Annotated in this window: 18 protein-coding genes, 2 tRNA genes and 1 pseudogene; all 21 read left to right on the top strand. The window is 50.3% G+C overall.

Annotated elements, in window-relative coordinates; genetic code table 11:
- The first annotated feature begins 84 nt into the window (after positions 1-84).
- The 21 genes and pseudogenes from KCG48_RS08370 (at position 85) to cysS (ending at position 19,994) form a co-directional block, all read left to right on the top strand.
- A tRNA-Phe gene (locus tag KCG48_RS08370) sits at positions 85-160 on the top strand.
- Positions 161-164: 4 nt separating this feature from the next.
- Positions 165-238: transfer RNA gene (locus KCG48_RS08365), tRNA-Cys, on the top strand.
- A gap of 97 nt (positions 239-335) precedes the next feature.
- Complete coding sequence (locus tag KCG48_RS08360) at positions 336-1,532, top strand: MalY/PatB family protein (protein ID WP_211801250.1); 1,197 nt, start codon at positions 336-338, stop codon at positions 1,530-1,532.
- Positions 1,533-1,977: 445 nt separating this feature from the next.
- The gene (locus KCG48_RS08355; RefSeq protein ID WP_211801249.1) at positions 1,978-2,439 is read left to right on the top strand and encodes a hypothetical protein; all 462 of its coding nucleotides are present in this window, start codon (positions 1,978-1,980) and stop codon (positions 2,437-2,439) included.
- A 116-nt stretch (positions 2,440-2,555) separates the two neighbouring features.
- Positions 2,556-3,230, top strand: a complete 675-nt coding sequence (locus KCG48_RS08350) for a dTMP kinase (protein WP_211801247.1) — start codon at positions 2,556-2,558, stop codon at positions 3,228-3,230.
- 62 nt (positions 3,231-3,292) lie between these two features.
- On the top strand, positions 3,293-3,622 hold the full coding sequence (locus KCG48_RS08345) for a cyclic-di-AMP receptor (RefSeq protein ID WP_211801246.1): 330 nt from the start codon (positions 3,293-3,295) through the stop codon (positions 3,620-3,622).
- 23 nt (positions 3,623-3,645) lie between these two features.
- Complete coding sequence (locus KCG48_RS08340) at positions 3,646-4,674, top strand: AAA family ATPase (RefSeq protein ID WP_211801244.1); 1,029 nt, start codon at positions 3,646-3,648, stop codon at positions 4,672-4,674.
- Between the two features lie 5 nt (positions 4,675-4,679).
- Positions 4,680-5,597 (top strand): annotated as a pseudogene (locus tag KCG48_RS08335) (PSP1 domain-containing protein); the annotation flags it as partial.
- 373 nt (positions 5,598-5,970) lie between these two features.
- Entirely contained in the window at positions 5,971-6,342 is a 372-nt protein-coding gene (locus KCG48_RS08330; RefSeq protein ID WP_211801241.1) for a UvrB/UvrC motif-containing protein, read from the top strand.
- Positions 6,332-7,330 carry a protein arginine kinase gene (locus KCG48_RS08325; protein WP_211801239.1) on the top strand — a complete coding sequence of 333 codons (999 nt, stop codon included), beginning with the start codon at positions 6,332-6,334 and terminating at the stop codon, positions 7,328-7,330. The genes KCG48_RS08330 and KCG48_RS08325 overlap by 11 nt, the downstream gene beginning before the upstream one ends.
- Before the next feature lie 12 nt (positions 7,331-7,342).
- Complete coding sequence (locus KCG48_RS08320; protein WP_211801237.1) at positions 7,343-9,868, top strand: ATP-dependent Clp protease ATP-binding subunit; 2,526 nt, start codon at positions 7,343-7,345, stop codon at positions 9,866-9,868.
- Between the two features lie 143 nt (positions 9,869-10,011).
- On the top strand, positions 10,012-11,367 hold the full coding sequence (gene radA, locus KCG48_RS08315) for a DNA repair protein RadA (RefSeq protein ID WP_211801235.1): 1,356 nt from the start codon (positions 10,012-10,014) through the stop codon (positions 11,365-11,367).
- 108 nt (positions 11,368-11,475) lie between these two features.
- Positions 11,476-12,576, top strand: coding sequence for a PIN/TRAM domain-containing protein (locus tag KCG48_RS08310; RefSeq protein WP_211801234.1), 1,101 nt, complete (start codon positions 11,476-11,478; stop codon positions 12,574-12,576).
- A gap of 1 nt (position 12,577) precedes the next feature.
- On the top strand, positions 12,578-13,255 hold the full coding sequence (gene ispD / locus KCG48_RS08305; protein ID WP_211801233.1) for a 2-C-methyl-D-erythritol 4-phosphate cytidylyltransferase: 678 nt from the start codon (positions 12,578-12,580) through the stop codon (positions 13,253-13,255).
- A gap of 294 nt (positions 13,256-13,549) precedes the next feature.
- Positions 13,550-14,116 carry a glycerol-3-phosphate responsive antiterminator gene (locus tag KCG48_RS08300; protein WP_211801232.1) on the top strand — a complete coding sequence of 189 codons (567 nt, stop codon included), beginning with the start codon at positions 13,550-13,552 and terminating at the stop codon, positions 14,114-14,116.
- 80 nt (positions 14,117-14,196) lie between these two features.
- On the top strand, positions 14,197-15,684 hold the full coding sequence (gene glpK / locus KCG48_RS08295; RefSeq protein WP_211801231.1) for a glycerol kinase GlpK: 1,488 nt from the start codon (positions 14,197-14,199) through the stop codon (positions 15,682-15,684).
- A gap of 152 nt (positions 15,685-15,836) precedes the next feature.
- Complete coding sequence (gene dhaM / locus KCG48_RS08290; RefSeq protein ID WP_211801230.1) at positions 15,837-16,226, top strand: dihydroxyacetone kinase phosphoryl donor subunit DhaM; 390 nt, start codon at positions 15,837-15,839, stop codon at positions 16,224-16,226.
- Between the two features lie 24 nt (positions 16,227-16,250).
- Entirely contained in the window at positions 16,251-16,619 is a 369-nt protein-coding gene (locus KCG48_RS08285) for a Lin0368 family putative glycerol transporter subunit (protein WP_211801229.1), read from the top strand.
- 19 nt (positions 16,620-16,638) lie between these two features.
- Complete coding sequence (locus KCG48_RS08280) at positions 16,639-16,968, top strand: Lin0368 family putative glycerol transporter subunit (protein ID WP_211801228.1); 330 nt, start codon at positions 16,639-16,641, stop codon at positions 16,966-16,968.
- A gap of 121 nt (positions 16,969-17,089) precedes the next feature.
- Positions 17,090-18,547 (top strand): YbaK/EbsC family protein, encoded by a 1,458-nt coding sequence (locus KCG48_RS08275; protein WP_211801227.1) that lies wholly within the window; start codon positions 17,090-17,092, stop codon positions 18,545-18,547.
- 49 nt (positions 18,548-18,596) lie between these two features.
- Complete coding sequence (gene cysS, locus KCG48_RS08270; protein WP_211801225.1) at positions 18,597-19,994, top strand: cysteine--tRNA ligase; 1,398 nt, start codon at positions 18,597-18,599, stop codon at positions 19,992-19,994.
- Positions 19,995-20,080: the final 86 nt, after the last annotated feature.

Genomic DNA, 20,080 nt, shown 5'->3' with positions numbered 1-20,080 from the left:
CGAACACGACGGTTAAGCCTATAGGTGCCGATGATACTGCAGGGGCAGCTCTGTGGGAAAGTAGGGGGATGCCAGTTTTTCCTTGGCTTCATAGCTCAGTTGGTAGAGCAGTAGACTGAAAATCTACGTGTCCTTGGTTCGATTCCGAGTGAAGCCACCATAATGGCGCCATAGCCAAGAGGTAAGGCAGAAGTCTGCAAAACTTTCACCCCCGGTTCAATTCCGGGTGGCGCCTCCACTAAAACTTTCAGATCGCTGATCTGGAAGTTTTTTTGTGCTCAAAAATATCCATGTTATAATCAAGCCATGAAGTTAACGAAAGGCTGGTGGCAAGATTGAAGTATGATTTTGAAATCCTGGTGAACCGCCATGGCACAGGATCCGCGAAATATGAGCAAATGATGCGGTGGAATCCCCAAGTGACGGAAGATATCATCCCTTATTCAGTGGCGGATATGGAGTTCAAAACTCCGCCGGAAATTGTGGAGGGACTGAAAGCATACCTGGATACGCATATTCTCGGCTACACCATCCATACCCCGGAGTACCTCCAGGCTGTCATGAAATGGATGAAAAAACGCCATGACTGGGAAATTCGCAAAGAATGGATTCTGGCGGTTCCCGGGGTGGTGGGCGCCTTCTATATGGCCGTACGGGCACTGACGGAACCGGGGGAAGGAGTCATCGTCATGACACCGGTGTACTATCCTTTTTACGATGCGGTTAAGTCTGCCGGAAGAAACTTAGTAGAAAATCCCCTGGTGGAGCGAAATGGACGGTTTGAAATTGACTTTGATGATCTGGAGCGGAAGGCAGCCGATCCGAAGACCACCGCGCTGCTTTTCTGCAGTCCCCATAACCCGGTGGGGCGGGTATGGACCGTACCGGAACTTCAGCAGGTGGTGCAGATCTGCGAGAAACACCATGTGAAAATCTTCTCCGATGAAATCCACTTTGATCTCATCATGCCCGGGTACACCCATACGGTCCTGGCAAAAATCTCGGCGGAAGCGGCGAAACACATGGTGATCTTCACCGCCCCCAGCAAAACCTTCAATTTGGCAGGACTCCATGTCTCCAATGTGGTAATTCCGGATGTGGGCCTTCGGAGCCGTTTCCGGAAGGAGATGGCAAGCCAGGCCATCATGAACATCAATGCTTTAGGATATGAAGCCTGCCGGCTGGCCTATGAGGAAGGAGAACCCTGGCTGGAGGAACTCATCCAAGTGATCCAGGGAAATCATGAAGTTCTTCGGGACTATATGGAGGAGCATCATCCCGAAGTTCGAGTTTATCCCCTGGAAGGAACCTATCTTCAGTGGATGGATTTTCGCCCCCTGGGGATAAGCAAAGAGGATTTGGAGAAGCTGATGCATAAAAAGGCCCTCGTATTCTTTGATGAAGGGTATGTGTTTGGAAACGGCGGGGAAGGATTTGAGCGAATGAATCTGGCTTGTCCCCGATGGGTGCTGCTGGAAGGGCTAAAGCGGATGACCAAAACCCTTCGTGAACGTGAAGAAACGGCTTTCTAGGCGGATGATCCCTCATCTTTCCCATAAAGAGAAGGCTGGAGCACACGCGAAGAACGTAGAAAACCAAAGAGTGCACAAATTGGGGGAATCATCAGAAGATAAGGCTGAATTGAAGTATTGGAAAATGAATCCTGCAGTATTGGTTAAAACGTCATAAACGTCCATTTTTCAAGGGGTTGGGGTGATTTTGTGGAATATTCTAAAAAAACTTCTTCTGCCTTGGATCATGGCGAAAACAGAAGAAAATTGAAGATTTTTAGAGATTCGATTGACTAAAAGGTTTAGACTGTGTCCCGTGGTGAATTTAGGTGATTTTGAATCAGATTGGAACGTTTTTAAGGTTCGCTTATTTCAGCGATTGTGCGTATAATGGCATATGTGGCTCAAGGGCCAGAACAAAAGAAATCGGAGGCTTTTCCTTATGGGATGCATATACAATGAAAAAGTGAAGAGAAGCGCAACACCGTTCATCTTCCTTCTCATACTCTTTGGAACATTATTGGTTTTGATCTCCATTATCAGCAAGGAAATGGGATTCCCCCCGGCTTTGCGAACTGAACTGGATCTGGTGCTGACCATGATTTTTCTTCTGGCCGGATATCGGGTATTTCTTCGTTCCAAGGATGTCTATCGTTACTCCATCATCGCCGATGATCTCCTCATTCACCGGATCAACGGAAACCGGAATCTTCTGGTGGCCAAAGTGAAGCTGGCACAGATCCATTCCCTGGAGTGTCCTGACAAAAAGAGCGAACTTTTAAAGTATCTCAATAAGAATTACAGCGAAGGGTTCACCAAGGGAGCCTACTGCTGCAAGTATCTTCTGGATGGAGAGAAAAAAGCCTTCATCTTCAATCCCAGCAAAGGGATGGTCAACAAATTGAACACCGCACTCAAGGCCCTGTAAGGGGCCTTTTTATTTGCCTGAAATCCCCAGACGAAAGGGAAATACGGTATAATTGAAGGGAAACCCGGAGGCAGTTGCCGCTTTAAGGGGTTGAGCTAAGCAGGGAGTTGGTTTTAATGAAGGGAAAACTTATTGTCATCGAAGGGGTAGACGGATCGGGAAAACAGACACAATCGGAAATGCTGTTCCAGACGCTGCAAGGCAAGGGGCTGAATGTCCGTAAAATTGAGTTTCCGGACTATGATTCCGAAAGTTCAACCCTGGTTAAAATGTACCTGCGGGGAGATTTTGGAAAGGATCCTGCGGATGTGTCGGCATATGTAGCGTCCAGTTTCTTTGCCGCGGATCGCTATGCTTCGTTCATGACGAAGTGGAAAGCGTTTTATGAGGCAGGGGGCATTATCATCGCTGACCGTTACACCACCGCCAATATGGTGCATCAGGCGTCGAAGCTGCCGGATCAGGCCGAGAAAGACAAATTCCTGCACTGGGTCTATGAGCTGGAATTTGAGATGTATAAACTGCCAAAACCGGATGTCGTCTTCTTTTTGGATGTGCCCCCAGAAATCACCATGGCCATGACCAAGGAAAGGATGAATAAAATTACCGGGGAAGCCCAAAAAGATATCCATGAAGCTGATGAGCACCATCTCCAAGCTTCCTATGAGAATGCCCACTATGTCGCCCGTAAGTACGGCTGGAAGGTAATCCACTGTGTTCGGGAGGAGAGCATGCGCACCAAGGAGGACATCTTCCAGGAAATCCTGGGGAAGACGGAGGACGCGCTCTAGGTTGCGTTTTCATTTTTAAGACAACTATAGTATAATTAAGGGTAATAATTGGAGGTGTTGATATGAAACTGATCATCGCTATTGTCAATGATGAGGATGCCATCGATGTCATCGACCTGTTGACCGAGAAAGGTTACCGGGTGACGAAGCTGGCCACCACCGGAGGATTTCTGAAATCCGGAAACACCACACTCATGATCGGGATCGAAGTCGACAAGGTGGATACCGTTCTGGGCATCATCGAAGAGACTTGCAAGACCCGTCACCAGGTTGTCACCAATCCATCACCCCTGTCCACCACCACGGGGGTTTATGTCCCCTATCCGGTGGATATTGAAGTGGGTGGAGCGACCATCTTTGTTCTGGATGTGGATAATTTCATCAAGATCTAATGGATACTCGGGAGGATGGACGTTTGATTGGATTTGGAAAACTCAGGGAAAGATTTCAAAAAGCGATCAGCAGCCATTCGCTTTCCCATGCACATATCATTGTCGGACCGGACGGCATCGGCAAGTCCGCCCTAGTGGAAGGCATCGCCCGGGAAATTCTGGGCTTTGGTGACCGAAACTCCGTGGACATTGTCCGGGTTCGGCCAGAAAAGACCATCATCACCGTGAATCAGGTTCGCGAGGTGGTGGTGGAAGCCTCACTGCGCCCCTATGAGGGCATGCATAAGATCATTATTTTCTACGAAGCGGATAAAATGGGCCAGGAAGCCCAGAATGCCTTGTTAAAGACCATCGAGGAGCCCATGGAGGGAATTTTCTTCTTCCTGCTGGCGGAAAATGACATGACGATCACCGAAACGATCAAATCCCGCTGTCATCTCCACAAGCTGCTTCCTTTGGATCAGGAGGAAATGAACCGCTATCTGGATACTTTCGAAAAACGTTATAACCGGGAAGAAGAGGAACGCATGGAGCGGGAAACCGCGCAGCAGAGGGTTGATGGAAAAATCAAAGTCAGCCCCGTCAAAAAAATTCATCTCAAGGAACAGGAGAAGCTCCAGGTGATCTCCATGGCCCGGGGACTTCCCGGGAAAGCGGAAGAGATTGTTTTGGCCGGAATGAAGGACCTCCAGCTCACCGATGCCTTTCTGCTTCTTAAGGCTTTGGTGGATACCCGTAAAGGCCGCTCCCGGCGGTATTTCAAGGTTCTGGAATTCGTCCCCGTTCTTTCGGGGAAGGATCTGGGGGATGTTTTTGATGATTTCACCTATGCGGTGGACTGTGTACTGAAAAAGAAGTCCCTGGACAATGACTCGATCCTGGAAGATACCCTGAAGGGCGACATCGATGAACTGTCTCGGGAACTGACTTTCACCACCCTGGAGAAGTATTTGGATATTTTGTATGACATGAGAAAATATATACTCCAGGGGATCAATATCAACAAGGAAACAATTGTCAGCAGTCTGCTGCTTAAACTTACGGAGGTTTAATATAAATGGTAAAAGTCATAGGTGTACGGTTCAAGAAGGCCGGGAAGATCTACTACTTTGACCCCCTTGAATACACCATCGAGAAAGATTCTGCGGTGATCGTGGAAACGGCTCGGGGGATTGAGTTCGGTCAGTGCGTAGTAGGGGTTCGCGAGATCAGCGAGAAGGAAATTTTCGCCCCCCTGAAGCCTGTTCTTCGCGTGGCTACGAAAAATGATCTCAACAAGCATGCACAGAACCGAGAAAAGGAAAAGGACGCCTTCGCCGTCTGTGAGAAAAAAATCCAGGAACACCATCTGGAAATGAAACTGGTGGATGTGGAGTACACCTTTGACAACAGCAAAGTCATTTTCTATTTCACCGCCGATGGCCGGATCGATTTCCGGGAACTGGTCAAGGACCTGGCAGTCATCTTCCGAACCCGCATTGAGCTTCGGCAGATCGGGGTCCGGGATGAGGCGAAGATGCTGGGCGGCATTGGCATCTGCGGACGCCCCCTATGCTGCTCCACGTGGCTGGGTGACTTTAACTCCGTATCCATCAAGATGGCCAAGGAACAGAATCTGTCCCTCAACCCCACCAAGATATCCGGGATCTGCGGACGGCTCATGTGCTGCCTGAACTATGAGCAGGAAGCCTATGAAGAGATCCGCAAGCGGATGCCCCGGGTGGGCTCCCTGGTGAAAACAGCCAAGGGCAGAGGCGAGGTCATCAGCAACAACATTGTGCGGGAGACCGTCAACGTGAAGCTCAATCTTGTCACGGAAGAAATCATCGAAACCTACAATATCCAGGATGTAGAACTGCTGAAAGGATCCTTCGAAACCGTCTCGGCGGAGCCGGAACCGGAAGTGCAGAATCCGGAGACTCCCCCAACAGAGCCGCGGAAAGAAATTCTTCGGGAAAATATCCGAAAGAAGAATCCTCCGCAGCAAGGCGGGGAAAAGTCACAAGGAGAAGCACCCCGAAAAGAAAAGGGGGATCAGCCATCCGGAAATTCCAGACGGCGAAATCGGTCCCGCCAGGACAAGAAGCGGGAAACTCCCGCTAAACCCCAGGAACCGGCAAAAGAATAGCGAAATTCAGGTACTGAACGCGCGATGCAAGGCATCGTGGGAACGGTGCCTTTTCCTTTAAAAATTTTTAATAATCGGGTGCTAGAATTTGGCGTATGATGGACATAATAAAGGACAGTCCCTTTACGCGGAACTTTCCAAAGTCAATTAAATTTGATATAATTTAATTGAATGATTATGATCATGACGAGGATAATAAATTGAGGTGAGAATCATGTCGATGGACAGCTTTTTTGGATCCCTTTTTGACATGGTGGAGAAAAGCAGTTCCGAAATGGACCGATGTCCCAAGTGCGGGATCACCTTCGGTGATTTCCAGCGGACGGGACTTTTGGGCTGCAGCTACTGCTATGAACATTTTTCCAAGTCTCTGATTCCCACCATCAAGCGGGTGCAGGGGGGGTTAACCCATGTGGGGAAGATTCCCAAGAATGCTTCCGCCGAAGTGGTGAGCAAGCGCCGCATCGACGAGATGAAAATGCGCCTGAAGGAATTAGTGGCCATGGAAGATTTTGAGGAAGCGGCGCGGGTCCGGGATGAAATTGCCCAGATTCGCCAGAGTCTGGAAGGAGGCGGGGGCGATGCTGAGTAAGGAAACCCTGGTCCTCAAGAGCCGGATCCGTCTGGCCCGGAACTTTAAGTCCATTCCCTTCCCCCATATGCTGGAGAGCGAGCGGGCCCGCCAGCTGGTGAATGCCGTGGAGGATGCTTTCTACGTGAGTAAAGCCATGGAAGAGGCCTATGAGACCCATCGCCTCTGGGAAATGGGGAGAACGGATCTGTTGGTGGCATTTGAGAAGCATCTGGTCAGTGCCAAGCTTCTGAATAACAGTGATATGGCGGCCTTTATCCTCGACAAGGAGGAGGACGTGAGCCTCATGATCAACGAAGAGGATCATCTTCGCCTACAGGTCATGGGGAAGGATATGAACCTGGAGGAGCTTTATGACAAAGCTTCCCGCATAGACGACCTTTTGTCAGAGAAACTGAACTTCGCCTATGACCACAACCTGGGCTACATCACCGCCTGCCCCACCAACCTGGGGACCGCCCTTCGGGCTTCGGTGATGCTCCATCTGCCGGGATTCACCCTGACGGATAAAATCGGCTACGTTTCCCAGGCGCTGGCCCAGATGGGCATGACCATTCGGGGGATTTACGGCGAAGGGTCCCAGGCCGAAGGCAATATCTACCAGATTTCCAACGAGGTTACCCTGGGGATGACGGAGGATGATATTGTCTACAACTTGAAGGATACGATTATGAAACTGCTGGATGAGGAGCAGGAACATCAGAAAAAACTCCTGGGTCACTATACCCTGGAAATGGAAGATAAAATCTACCGAAGCATGGGCACACTCATGAATGCCCGGCTCATGACATCAAAGGAAGCCCTGCACCACCTGTCCCTGGTGAGAATGGGCATCGAAACGGAGCTCATCCGTGATGTGGATATCCACCTCATTGACGGACTCATCATCAACACCCAGCCAGGCATGATGAAAAAAGCCTATGGCGCGGATTTGACAGACCGGGAACGGGACATTAACCGGGCGAAGATTATCCGGAGCATTTTTTAGGAGGTATTGGAAATGTTTGAACGATTTACAGAACGAGCAAAAGCGACTTTGATGCATGCGCAGAAAGAATCCCAGCGGCTGCAGCACGGCTATATCGGCACTGAACACATTCTGTTCGGGATTGCCAGTGTGGAAGGCGCAGGGAGTAATATTCTGCATGATGCTGGAGTCACCAAAGAACTGATCCATGAGATGATTGAGCAGACCTTAGGCCGGGGAAATAATCTTCTGGCCGGAGGCGGGCAGTTTGCGCTGACCCCCCGAACCAAACGGCTCATCGACAACAGCTTTAATGAGGCCCGAAATCTGGGCCAGAACTATATCAGCCCCGAGCATATGCTCCTGGCCATCCTCGGAGAAGAAGAGGGCGTAGCCTATGCCATTTTGCAGAACTTAGGCGTCGATATTCCGAAGATGAAGAATGATCTGGTCAAAGGATTCTCCGCTCCTCCGGGACAAAGCGACAGTGAAACCCGCCGGGAAGATAAAACCGATACGCCAAACCTGGATCAGTACGGGAAAGATCTGACCCAGATGGCCAAGGATGGAAAACTGGACCCGGTCATCGGCCGCAGTGAGGAAACGGAACGAATTCTGGAAATTCTCAGCCGGAGAACCAAAAACAATCCCGTACTCATCGGCGATCCTGGGGTGGGTAAAACCGCCATTGCAGAAGGTTTGGCCCAGCGCATCGTCAAGGGAAATATTCCGGAACTTCTCAAGAATAAACGGGTGGTTACCCTGGATCTTTCCCAGATGCTGGCGGGAGCCAAGTACCGGGGCGAGTTTGAAGAGCGCCTGAAGAATGTCATGACGGAGATTAAAAATACGAAGAATGTCATTCTCTTCATTGATGAAATTCATACCATCATCGGGGCTGGCGGTGCGGAAGGCGCCATCGATGCCTCCAATATTTTGAAGCCCGCTCTGGCCCGAGGGGAAATCCAGGCCATCGGAGCCACGACCATTGACGAGTACCGCAAGCACTTTGAAAAGGACAGCGCCCTGGAGCGTCGTTTCCAGCCCGTGAACGTGGGGGAACCCACCAAGGCGGAAGCGTTGCTCATTTTGAAGGGACTTCGGGACAAGTATGAGGCCCATCACCGGGTCAAGATCACCGATGAAGCCCTGGAGGCCGCCGTGGAGTTCTCCGATCGGTACATTACCGACCGTTTTCTTCCGGACAAGGCCATCGACCTCATGGATGAGGCAGCGGCCAAGGTGAGAATTTCCACCCTGACGGCTCCGCCGGATGTGAAGAACATGGAGGAGACGCTGAAGAATATTCAGAAGGAAAAGGAGGAATCCGTTTCCCTACAGGATTATGAGAAGGCAGCTAAACTTCGTGACAAGGAAAATGAGCTGAAAAAGAGCCTGGAGGATATCAAGACCAAGTGGAAGAGCGGATCCTTAGGTGCTGCCGCAGGACTGGTGGTCACCGAGGAGGATATCGCCCAGGTGGTGTCCCGCTGGACCAAGGTTCCGGTGAAAAAGCTCACGGAAAAAGAATCGGAAAAGCTTCTTAATCTGGAACAGATCCTCCATGAGCGGGTCATCGGCCAGGATGAGGCGGTCAGCTCCATCTCCCGTGCGGTCCGCCGTGCCCGAGTGGGTCTCAAGGATCCTGACAGACCCATTGGCTCCTTTATCTTCCTGGGCCCCACCGGCGTAGGAAAGACCGAGCTCTCCAAGGCTTTGGCCGTGGCCATGTTCGGTTCCGAGAAAGCCATGGTTCGCATCGATATGTCGGAGTATATGGAAAAGCATACGGTGTCCAGACTCATCGGGTCCCCTCCAGGCTATGTGGGCTATGATGAAGGCGGACAGCTCACCGAGGCAGTGCGCCGAAATCCCTATTCCGTGGTGCTCTTCGACGAGATTGAAAAGGCTCACCCGGAGGTTTTCAATGTCCTTCTCCAGATTCTGGAGGATGGGCGCCTCACGGATGGCAAGGGTAAGACGGTGAACTTCAAGAATACCATCATTATCATGACCTCCAATGTGGGGGCGTCCACGATCAAGAAGCAGAAAGTCATGGGCTTCAATATCGCCGAGGACAAGGAAGAGACGGAATACCTCAAGATGAAGGAAAACATCATGGAGGAGCTCAAGCGCTCCTTCCGACCGGAGTTCCTGAACCGCATCGATGACATCATCGTCTTCCATTCGTTGAGCAGCGAAGACCTCCACAAGATCACCCGGCTCATGCTGGAGGAAGTCTCAGAACGAATCGCCCATCGGGAAATCTACCTGTCCTTCACCGAAGAAACGGTGGAGTTCATGACCAGAAGCGGTTCAGACACGGCTTATGGTGCCCGTCCTCTGCGCCGCGCCATCACCAAGGAGCTGGAGGATACCCTCTCGGAGCAGATGCTTCTGGGCAAAATCCAGCGGGGTGACGAGGTTCGGGTGGATGTGGCCGACGGCAAGCTGACCTTTGAGCGGACCGGTCATCGGGATGTGAAGGTGGAGAAGCGCACCGGAGTGAATGTGGAACTGGGTGAAACGGAGACTGCGGAGGAGCAATCTCAAGATTAAGCAAATTTTATGAAAAAACCGGGGGGATTTAAAGTTTAGTTAGGTAACCCGGTGTAAAATAGACCCATGATCAGCTGGTTTGTTAAAAACAGGATTTTTACCGCTGATTGTGGGTCTTTCACTTAAGGAAACAGGAGGCTGTCATGGCAAAGGCGAAAACACAATATATCTGTCAAAACTGCGGTGCCAGTTCCATGAAATGGGTGGGGCGATGCCCGGACTGCGGAGAATGGAACTCCTACGTGGAAGAGGTGATCAGCGCTGAACCGGCAAGACGGCAGGGAATCTCCAATGCCAGCACGCCCAAAACCATCGGACAGATCACTTCCGGCGACCGGGAGCGGTTTGATACGGGTATTGCGGAACTGAACCGCGTGCTGGGCGGTGGCCTGGTCAAGGGTTCTCTAACCCTGATCTCCGGGGATCCGGGCATAGGAAAATCCACCTTGCTTCTGCAGTGCGCCAATAATATTTCCATGAAATATGGCACGGTGCTCTATGTTTCCGGAGAGGAGTCCGAAGAGCAGATCAAAATCCGGGCGGATCGTTTAAGCGCCCAGGCGGAGAAGCTCTACATCGTATCCGAAACATCCATGGAAATCATCGAGGAACACATCCGAACCATTAAGCCTCAGTTTGCCATCATCGACTCCATTCAGACGGTGTATTCGGACAAGGTGAATTCTGCTCCAGGATCCGTGTCCCAGGTGAGGGAGTGTGCCAATGCCCTCATGCGGGTGGGGAAAACCATTGGCATTCCCCTGTTCATTGTCGCCCATGTAACCAAACAGGGAGAACTGGCCGGTCCCCGGGTGCTGGAGCACATGGTGGATGCTGTCCTTTATTTTGAAGGTGAACGGACAGAAGAAATCCGAATTCTCCGGACGATGAAAAACCGCTTCGGGACGACTTCGGAAATTGGTGTTTTTGAAATGGCGGAGGAAGGGCTCATCGAAGTCTATGATCCCTCAAGGATTTTTCTGGAAGACCATATGGACTCCAAGGAAGGCTCCGTGGTCATCGGCATCATGGAAGGAACTCGGCCCATTCTGGTCCAGGTCCAGTCCCTGGTGGCGGAAACCAAGGCCGTGATTCCGAGAAGAACGTCTTTAGGTATTGATACCCCAAGACTGAACCTGATCATTGCGGTGCTGGAGAAGAAACTGCGCATCCCTTTCTACACCAGCGACGTCTATGTCAATGTGGTAGGTGGACTCGCCGTGGAAGGCACTTCCCAGGATCTGGGGCTGGCGCTGAGTCTGGTATCCAGTGCCAAAGGCAAGGAGATGAAGCATGACCGGATCCTCGCCATTGGCGAAATCGGCCTCACGGGAGAAATCCGCCCGGTGAACCATGTGGAGCGGCTGGTCAGCGAAGGGGTGAAAATGGGGTTTGAGACCTTTGTCATTCCGAAGCGAAATCGCGAGAAGATCAAACAGAAGAATCTCCACATCATTGCCGTGGATACCCTGAAAGAAGCGGTAAGTCTTCTCTTTTAACTTTAAAAAAACCGTATCTTCCCTTGGGAGAAGACGGTATAATGAGAATACTGATAGCGCGTAATCTCATATTCAACATGAACCAAAATATTAAAGGAGGTGCTGGTATTGATCAAAAATATTATAAGAAGCATCATTACCCTGGTCGGTGCAGTTATTGGCTATATCTTGGCGCAAGCTGTGCTATCCATTCCCTATCTGAAACAACTAGAGTTTGCAGACACTCTTCCCTTTACGGTGGGAACCGTCATTGTGGTGATCCTCTTCTTCGCACTTATATTTTTCTTCTTATCTTCCCGGATTTATAAATTGCTCATCACCACCAATAAACTCATTGAGAAGAATCTTTCCAAAATGACCGTCACGGAGATTCTCTTCGGCTCAGCCGGCGCAATCGTACTGCTGGTGATCACATATTTCCTGACGACCCCCCTTTCCCGTCTCTGGCCGGCGGTGGGAAGTCTTCTTGCTGTGCTCCTCAATATCTTGGCAGCAATTCTCGGCGCCAATGTCGGGATCAAGAAGAAAGATGAGATTATCAGCTTTTTCCAGGGAATTCGAGGAAAAGGCACGCATACAAGTAAAGAGAAAGCCGAAAAGCCCATTTACCAGGGGACCCCGAAAGTACTGGATACTTCGGTGATAATTGATGGACGTATTTTTGACATTTGTAAAACCGGATTTGTGGAAGGAAAGTTAGTCATTCCATCGTTTGTCCTGGAAGAACTCCGCCATATTGCCGATTCTTCGGATTCGCTGAAGCGGAACCGGGGACGCCGGGGACTGGATATCCTCAATAAAATTCAAAACGAGTTGGATATTGAAGTGGAAATTTGGGATAAGGACTTTCCTGAGATTGCCGAAGTGGATTCCAAGTTGCTCAAGCTGGCCACAGTCCTTTCGGGGAAAGTGGTCACCAATGACTATAATCTGAATAAAGTCGCCGAGTTTCAGCGGGTCCCGGTGTTGAACATCAATGAGATGGCCAACGCGGTGAAGCCCATGCTACTCCCCGGTGAAGAGTTGAACCTTCTGATTTCGAAGGTGGGCAAGGAGCAGAACCAGGGAATTGGCTATCTGGATGATGGAACCATGATCGTGGTAGAAGATGGAAAACGCTATGTGGGGCAGAATTTGAATGTTCTGGTCACCTCCGTGCTTCAGACAGCTGCGGGAAGAATGATCTTCGCCAAACCGAAGGTGGACTAGCATGGTATACGGACTGATTGTCTCCGGGGGAAAGGGGATACGCATGGGGAGTGAAATTCCCAAGCAGTTCCTGCCCTTGGGCGGAATCCCGGTGCTCATCCGAACCCTGATGATCTTTGATGCCTGTCCCCAGGTGGATGCCCTAGTCCTAGTGTTGCCGGAAGCCTATTTGGAGTACTTCGATACCTTAGGCTACAGCCCGAATAAACCGCTCTATCGGGTGAAGGCCGGGGAGGAACGGCAGGATTCAGTACGCCATGGGTTGGAGCTGATTGTGGAATTGGATCCGGAATCTCTGGTGCTGATTCATGACGGGGTTCGTCCATTGGTTTCGCCAGAGGTCCTTGAGACGGGGGTAAGGTTGGCGATGATACACGGTGCAGCCGCCTGTGGTGTGAAACCTAAGGATACAGTGAAAGAAATGGGTTCGGATGGTCTTTCCGCAGGAACCCTGGATCGGGCCAAACTCTTTCTCATCCATACACCCCAGGTCTTCCAAAGCGCTCAAATTCTCAGCGCTCATCGGAAAATCCTCCTGGAAGGAATCCCGGTAACGGATGATACGACAGTGTTTGAACGCTACTATTATCCTGTTCGTCTCTTTGAGGACTCCTATGCCAATATAAAAATTACCACGGTGGAAGATTTAATCATGGCGGAAGCGCTTCTGAAAGTTTAGTCAAAATTCAAAAATTGCTCAAAAAATGAACATCCCGTTAAGGGCGCGAATGAAAGAACCGCAGTAAATCCGAGGATTTATTGCGGTTCTTTAGCTTCATCTGGGGTTTTCTGTAAATATTTACATGATACATTCGCATAATAACGGAGTAATTGCCGAGTCATTCATAAAATGTTAACGTTATTACACAAATATTGTTCGACATCATTGTAAATTGATGCTAAAATAATGGTAAGGGTTTCATAGAGCGTAATCGTCGTATTTTGCGGTTGTATGAAAATTATAGGAGATCTTATGCAAAGCAGTTTAGCCAAGATACTTGAAGCGTATCCTGTAATTGCGGCAGCCAAAGACAGCGCCGGAGTGGAACTTGCTTGCGAATCTTCCATTAATGTGGTGTTTCTGCTTTTCGGAAATATCGTCAGTATTTCATCAATTGTGAAGAAAGTGAAGTCCTGCGGGAAAATCGTATTTGTCCATATGGATCTGATTGACGGGTTGGACAATAAGGAAATCTCCGCCAAGTACATCAAAGAATTTACCGAAGCAGACGGTATCATCAGCACCAAGTCTAATGTGGTGAAAGCTGCTTCAGAATTAAACCTCATGACAGTTCAGCGATTCTTCATGCTGGATTCCATGGCGGTGGAGAAGGCCAAAAAGCATATGGAGTTTACCTATGCCGATGCCTTTGAAATTTTACCTGGGGTAATCCCCAAGACCATTAAAAAGATTTCCTCAATGACCAATATCCCCATCATTGCTGGCGGGTTGATTGTTGACAAGAATGACGCATATTCTGCCTTGGAATCCGGGGCAGCCGCAATTTCAACGACTAATAGTAGTTTGTGGAATTTGTAGTAGAGTGATAGAGAAAGCTACAAGCTTATTAAGTTTGTAGCTTTTTATATATTCCAAAATATTTATCAGGGGGGTACAAAATGAAAAAGTACGTCATCGCACTTGATCAAGGAACCACAAGTTCCAGAGCCATCGTCTTCGACAAGGAACAGAACATTGTGAGTGTTGCTCAGAAGGAATTCACCCAGATTTATCCAAAACAGGGCTGGGTAGAGCACAATCCTATGGAAATCTGGTCTTCTCAGTACGGCGTTCTTAATGAAGCCATGGCAAAAGCCGGCGTAAGAGCTGACGAAGTTGCGGCTATCGGTATCACCAACCAGCGCGAGACCACAGTGGTTTGGGACAAAAACACAGGCGAACCGGTATACAATGCCATCGTCTGGCAGTGCCGAAGAACTTCCGGAATCTGCGACGAGCTGAAGGCAAGAGGACTGGGAGACTATGTCCGCGAGAACACAGGACTTCAGATTGATGCTTACTTCTCCGGAACCAAGATCAAGTGGATCCTCGACAACGTGGAAGGCGCTAGAGCCAAGGCTGAAGCCGGCGAGCTGCTTTTCGGAACCGTGGATACCTGGATTCTTTGGAAGCTGACTGAAGGAAGAGTTCATGCTACAGACTTCACCAACGCCTCCAGAACCATGATCTACAACATCAAGGACCTGAAATGGGATGAGAAGCTTCTTGCTGAAATGAACATTCCAAAGTCCCTGCTGCCTGAAGTCAAGAAATCATCCACCGTTTATGGCGAAACCAACCTTAATGGCGTTATGGTTCCCATCGCCGGTATCGCTGGCGACCAGCAGGCTGCTCTTTATGGACAGACTTGCTTCACCCCTGGCGAAGCCAAGAACACCTACGGAACCGGATGCTTCCTGCTGGTTAACATCGGCGAGGAAATGAAGCTTTCCGAAAACGGACTGGTTACCACCATCGCCGCCACATCCCATGACAAGGTTCAGTATGCACTTGAAGGATCCATCTTCGTTGCCGGAGCCGTTATTCAGTGGATCAGAGACGAGCTGAAGCTCATCTACGACTCAAAGGATTCCGAGTACTTCGCCGGCAAGGTCAAGGATAATGCCGGTGTCTATGTTGTTCCTGCATTCGTAGGACTGGGCGCACCCCACTGGGATCAGTATGCTCGAGGATCCATTCTCGGCCTGACCCGTGGAGCTAACCGCTACCACATCATCCGAGCTGCTCTGGAGTCCATCGCTTACCAGACCAAGGACGTTCTGGTTGCTATGGAAAAGGATGCCGGTATCGAGCTGCAGAATCTGAAGGTTGACGGCGGAGCTTCCGCAAACAACTTCCTGATGCAGTTCCAGGCTGACATTCTGGACAGAACCGTTCTGAGACCTGTTATTGCTGAAACCACAGCTCTTGGCGCAGCTTATCTCGCCGGACTGGCTGTTGGATTCTGGGCAAGTGAGGACGAAGTCAAGACCAAGTGGGCTGTGGATGGAAAGTATGATCCGAACATGGCTACCCCAGACAGAGACAGACTGTATGCCGGATGGCAGAAGGCTGTGGGCAGAGCCCTCGACTGGGAAGAGAAATAACCTTATTCCAATGACTTGATGAAGGGACAGAGTCTCTATGCCGCGGCCGCGGCATAGAGAACTGACCCGCCAAGTATACTTCCAAAGAAGATCTGCATTTTCACCTGACGTGGATGCTGCGGTGCAAAAGCAGCTGGAAAGGAGCATTCGGTATGATCGGGCTGGTATTGGTATCACACAGCGAGAAAATCACTGATGGGCTTCGGGAACTCATTCTGGAAATGACGCAGGAGGCTGTGCCGATTATCTCCGCAGGAGGTACATCGGACGGGCGACTGGGCACCAGTGCAGAAAAGATCGTCGAAGCGATTAATGAACTTTCATCCTGCAATAATATCCTGATCTTTACGGATATCGGAAGTTCGATCATGAGTTCGGAGATTGCCTTGGAAATGGTGGATTCGGATCTGCGGGAGAAATGTCTCCTGGTGGATGCGCCCATCGTGGAAGGTGCCTTTGTTGCCGGCGTGCAGGCCATGGTCAGTGAAGATGTGGATGCGGTTTTGGAAGAAGTTAAACTCACCAAGCAAAGCAAGCTCTAAAAAACAAACGAGAGGAGATACACTATGAAATTTGTAAAGAGTACAGTAGGTTTTGCCATAGCTGGTATGTTCGTTATGAGTGTATGGGGAGACTGGGTAGGAAAGTATGGTAATCTCGGCGGATGGTTTGCAGCTGTTGCCATTATCGGACCCATGTGGTTCCTTAACCACTATATCGGCCTTATCCAGAATGATGGCGACCATGCCTTTGTTGACATGGCCTGGGGTATTGCTTGGACAGGTCTCATGAGAGACGTTTTTGGAACAGGGGAAAATACCTTTGATTTCCAGAGACTGATCAGCTCCCTGCCCACCATCGCATGTCTTACCATTGGTGCATTGCTGGCAGCTATTGCAATCAATGCTTTCAACAAAAAAAGCACAACGAAGTAAGGATAGGAGGATATAATTAATGGATATCAATAATATTATTTCAACAATTGTTGGCGGATTTCTGTTTCCTTTCCTGATCTCGATGCTTTGGGGCAAACTGGTTGAAGCTTTCGGTCCCATCGGCGGATGGATGGCTGCAGCATTTATCGTTGGAACCATGTGGTCCCTGAACCACGGCCTCGGCATGATTTTCCAGTCCGGAACCTCTTGGGTAGATATGGCATGGGCAGCTGGAACAGGATTGTTCTTGGCTGATGTCATCGGCGGAAAGAAAATCAACTACAGCCTCGTACTTGCCGGTATCGTCGGCGGTATCATCGGCGGATTCTTCCTTTCAACATTCCTATAAACACAACATACCAGGAGAGGGTGCGATATCGCACCCTCTCTTAATTTGAGGGAATCTGCATAGGCAGGGCAGGGCTGCTGGGGTATAATAGAGAAAAGATTTGTAGAATTGAGGGATAATCGTGAAGATCAGTGAACTGCATACGCGAACAGTCAAGGGGGAAAGCGCTCCAGCGGGGCATACGGCTTCCCAAATGCTCCTCCGGGGCGGGTTTTTAAAACGAGTGTCAGGAAAGCTTGCCTATACCCAAACGGGGACAATTTTGCGGAATGAAATCCTGCGTTTGGCGAAAGAGGTGCTGGAGGAAACGGGTTACCATGAAATCCTCTGGGATCACCTGGAAGATCTCCGGGAAGCCAAAGGGGCCATCCAGGCCTTTGCTGCGGAGACCGCCATCTCGTACAAGGATCTTCCGCTTCCCCTGTTTTTCACCCAAAGCCTCCGCATGCGGGAGGAAGGGGCAGAGACCCTGTGGCGAGCAAAACATCAGAGTCTTCTTCTGGTGAGCAGTCTAGGGGAGGCCGAGAAGAAACCGCAAGACATTCTTACAGCCATTTTGGATCGACTGCAGCTTCCCTATCGTCAAAGGGGGCAGGGGTTTTACCTGGAAAGCGCCGATGGTAAAGATCGGATGGGCGTAACGGAACCCCGGAAGGCTACGCAAAAGACCGGGGAGAGAATAATCTATGACCGGGTCAAAATCGATAAGGTGAAGACCCCGGGAATACGAACCATTGAAGAACTGCGGGAATTTTTTGGCTGCAAAAAGGCGGATCTTCTGAAAACCGTTCTGCTGGCGAACCAGGAGGAAACCATCGCAGTGGTGGTTCCCGGTGACCGGGAGGTGGATCTTTCGAAAGTGGAACGGCATCTGGATCTTCCGGAGGGTAGGCTTTCGCCGGCGGATGAAGCCCGGGTGAAGGCGTTGACCCAGGCTGATGTGGGCTTTGCCGGACCGGTGGGGCTGAAGGCAGACCACATTCTTGTGGACTTCCAGGTAGACCGGGACTTCGGATACATTGCCGGGGCCAATGAAACGGACCATCATCTTCGTCACGTGTATTACGGACGGGACTACAGCGGAGATTTTGGGGATTTGGCCATGGAGGAAGAGAGTAAAGCGGCTTGGCTGCTGGCGGAGGTTCGCCCTCACCGGGAGAAAATCCGTGTTCCTGATGCCGGAGGAAGCCTTTGTTATGAGGAGCTGATCACCGGTTATCTCAACCTGGACCGGATTCTTCTGGCCCTCGCCGAGACTTCCCTAGAAGAGGTGGGCTTTGACTTCCCCCAGGCATGGGCACCGTTCCAGGTGGCCATCGCCATTGTGGACCTTCGGGATGAGCGGGCCATGGCCATGGGAAGAGAGCTCTATACCAGGCTCCAGGATGCCGGGATGCGGGTGCTGCTGGATGATCGGAAGGATCGCATGGGGAGCAAGTTCATGGACTATGACCTCATGGGGATCGGCATGCGCATCATCATTGGCAAGAATCCAGGCGAACTGCTTGAAGTGAAGAACCGGAATGGGGCTCTCTTTTCTGTGCATTCGGACGATCTGGTGGAATTTCTGCAGCAGTAAATGGTAAAATGGGTACAATACAAGAGTTGCTCGACGGAGGAGTATGAAAATGAAGGTATATAATACATTGACCAGAACCAAAGAAGAATTTGTGCCGCTGCAGGAAGGCAAGGTGAAGATGTATGTCTGCGGGCCTACAGTGTACAATCTGTTCCATATCGGCAATGCCCGGACCTTCATCATCTTCGACACCATCCGGCGTTATCTGGAATACCGGGGCTATGAAGTGGAGTTCGTGCAGAACTTCACAGACATCGATGACAAGATGATCAAGAAGGCCCAGGATACGGGCACCACGGTGAAGGAGCTGGGAGACCGCTATATCCTGGAATACTATCAGGATGCGGATCGGCTGAAGATTAAGAGAGCCACGGTGAATCCCCGGGCTACAGAATATATTAAAGAAATGGTCAAGTTTATCGGAGAGCTCATGGACCGCGGACTGGCCTATGCTGTGGATGGAGATGTCTATTTTTCCACCAAGGCCTTCGGCACCTACGGAAAGCTCTCGGGACAGAATCTGGAGGATCTTCAGTCCGGAGCGCGCATCGATGTAGATGACCGGAAAAAGGATCCCATGGATTTTGCGCTCTGGAAAGTCTCCAAACCCGGCGAACCGTTCTGGAAGAGCCCTTGGGGAGAAGGAAGACCCGGCTGGCACATTGAGTGCTCCTGCATGGCGCTGAATCTTCTGGGGGAAACCATCGATATTCATGCCGGTGGAACGGACCTGATCTTCCCTCACCATGAAAATGAGATTGCCCAGAGTGAAGGGCGTTCAGGGAAGACCTTTGCTCGCTACTGGCTCCACGGGGCATTCATCAATGTGGACAACAAGAAGATGAGCAAGTCCCTCAACAACTTCTTCACCGCCCGGGAAATCCTTGAAAAATATGATCCGGAAGTGGTGCGGCTATTTATGCTCTCCGGTCATTACCGTACCCAGATCAACTTCACCATGGAAGTTTTGGATGCGGCGAAGGCCTCCCTGGAGAGAATGTACAATGCGCTGAATATCCTCCATGGGTATCTGGGGAATGCGCCTTTACAGGGGGCTGAGGAAGAAGAACAGCTAAAGGGAGAACTCCTGGCCTTCAAGACCCGTTTCCTGGAGAAGATGGATGATGACTTCAATACGGCTGATGGCATTTCCGTCATCTTTGAGCTGATTCGGGAAGTGAACAGCCGAATCCATGAGGGGTCCTCCAAAGCTCTGGTGCAGGAGGTCATAGACCTGCTGGTGGATCTGGGCTCACCCTTGGGAATTATGCAGAATCCTGTGGGGGGAGATTTGGATGCGGAGGTGGAGTCCCTCATCGAAAAACGACAGCAGGCCCGAAAAGCCCGGGATTTTGCGCTGGCGGACAAGATCCGGAATGAGCTTTTGGAACAGGGGATCGTCCTGGAAGACACGCCCCAGGGGGTTCGCTGGAGTCGAAAGAACTAAAGGTAAAAAATGAAAGCAGTAGTGATTTTTTTATCACTACTGTTCATTTTTTAGTACAATTTCTCAAGGTAACCGCTTTCATTTCC

Origin of the sequence: Proteiniclasticum sediminis, assembly GCF_018128025.1 — a bacterium.
GTDB classification, from domain to species: domain Bacteria; phylum Bacillota; class Clostridia; order Clostridiales; family Clostridiaceae; genus Proteiniclasticum; species Proteiniclasticum sediminis.
The sequence above is the reverse complement of the archived record's forward strand: the minus strand, read 5'-3'. Positions and strand labels throughout refer to the sequence as shown.

Excerpts from the sequence above, each read along its gene's own strand:
- radA (WP_211801235.1), top strand. The coding sequence starts at position 10,012 with ATGGCAAAGGCGAAAACACAATATATCTGTCAAAACTGCGGTGCCAGT.
- KCG48_RS08285 (WP_211801229.1), top strand. The coding sequence starts at position 16,251 with ATGAAATTTGTAAAGAGTACAGTAGGTTTTGCCATAGCTGGTATGTTC.
- KCG48_RS08345 (WP_211801246.1), top strand. The coding sequence starts at position 3,293 with ATGAAACTGATCATCGCTATTGTCAATGATGAGGATGCCATCGATGTC.
- glpK (WP_211801231.1), top strand. The coding sequence starts at position 14,197 with ATGAAAAAGTACGTCATCGCACTTGATCAAGGAACCACAAGTTCCAGA.
- ispD (WP_211801233.1), top strand. The coding sequence starts at position 12,578 with ATGGTATACGGACTGATTGTCTCCGGGGGAAAGGGGATACGCATGGGG.
- KCG48_RS08300 (WP_211801232.1), top strand. The coding sequence starts at position 13,550 with ATGCAAAGCAGTTTAGCCAAGATACTTGAAGCGTATCCTGTAATTGCG.
- KCG48_RS08350 (WP_211801247.1), top strand. The coding sequence starts at position 2,556 with ATGAAGGGAAAACTTATTGTCATCGAAGGGGTAGACGGATCGGGAAAA.
- dhaM (WP_211801230.1), top strand. The coding sequence starts at position 15,837 with ATGATCGGGCTGGTATTGGTATCACACAGCGAGAAAATCACTGATGGG.
- KCG48_RS08330 (WP_211801241.1), top strand. The coding sequence starts at position 5,971 with ATGGACAGCTTTTTTGGATCCCTTTTTGACATGGTGGAGAAAAGCAGT.
- cysS (WP_211801225.1), top strand. The coding sequence starts at position 18,597 with ATGAAGGTATATAATACATTGACCAGAACCAAAGAAGAATTTGTGCCG.
- KCG48_RS08280 (WP_211801228.1), top strand. The coding sequence starts at position 16,639 with ATGGATATCAATAATATTATTTCAACAATTGTTGGCGGATTTCTGTTT.
- KCG48_RS08320 (WP_211801237.1), top strand. The coding sequence starts at position 7,343 with ATGTTTGAACGATTTACAGAACGAGCAAAAGCGACTTTGATGCATGCG.
- KCG48_RS08325 (WP_211801239.1), top strand. The coding sequence starts at position 6,332 with ATGCTGAGTAAGGAAACCCTGGTCCTCAAGAGCCGGATCCGTCTGGCC.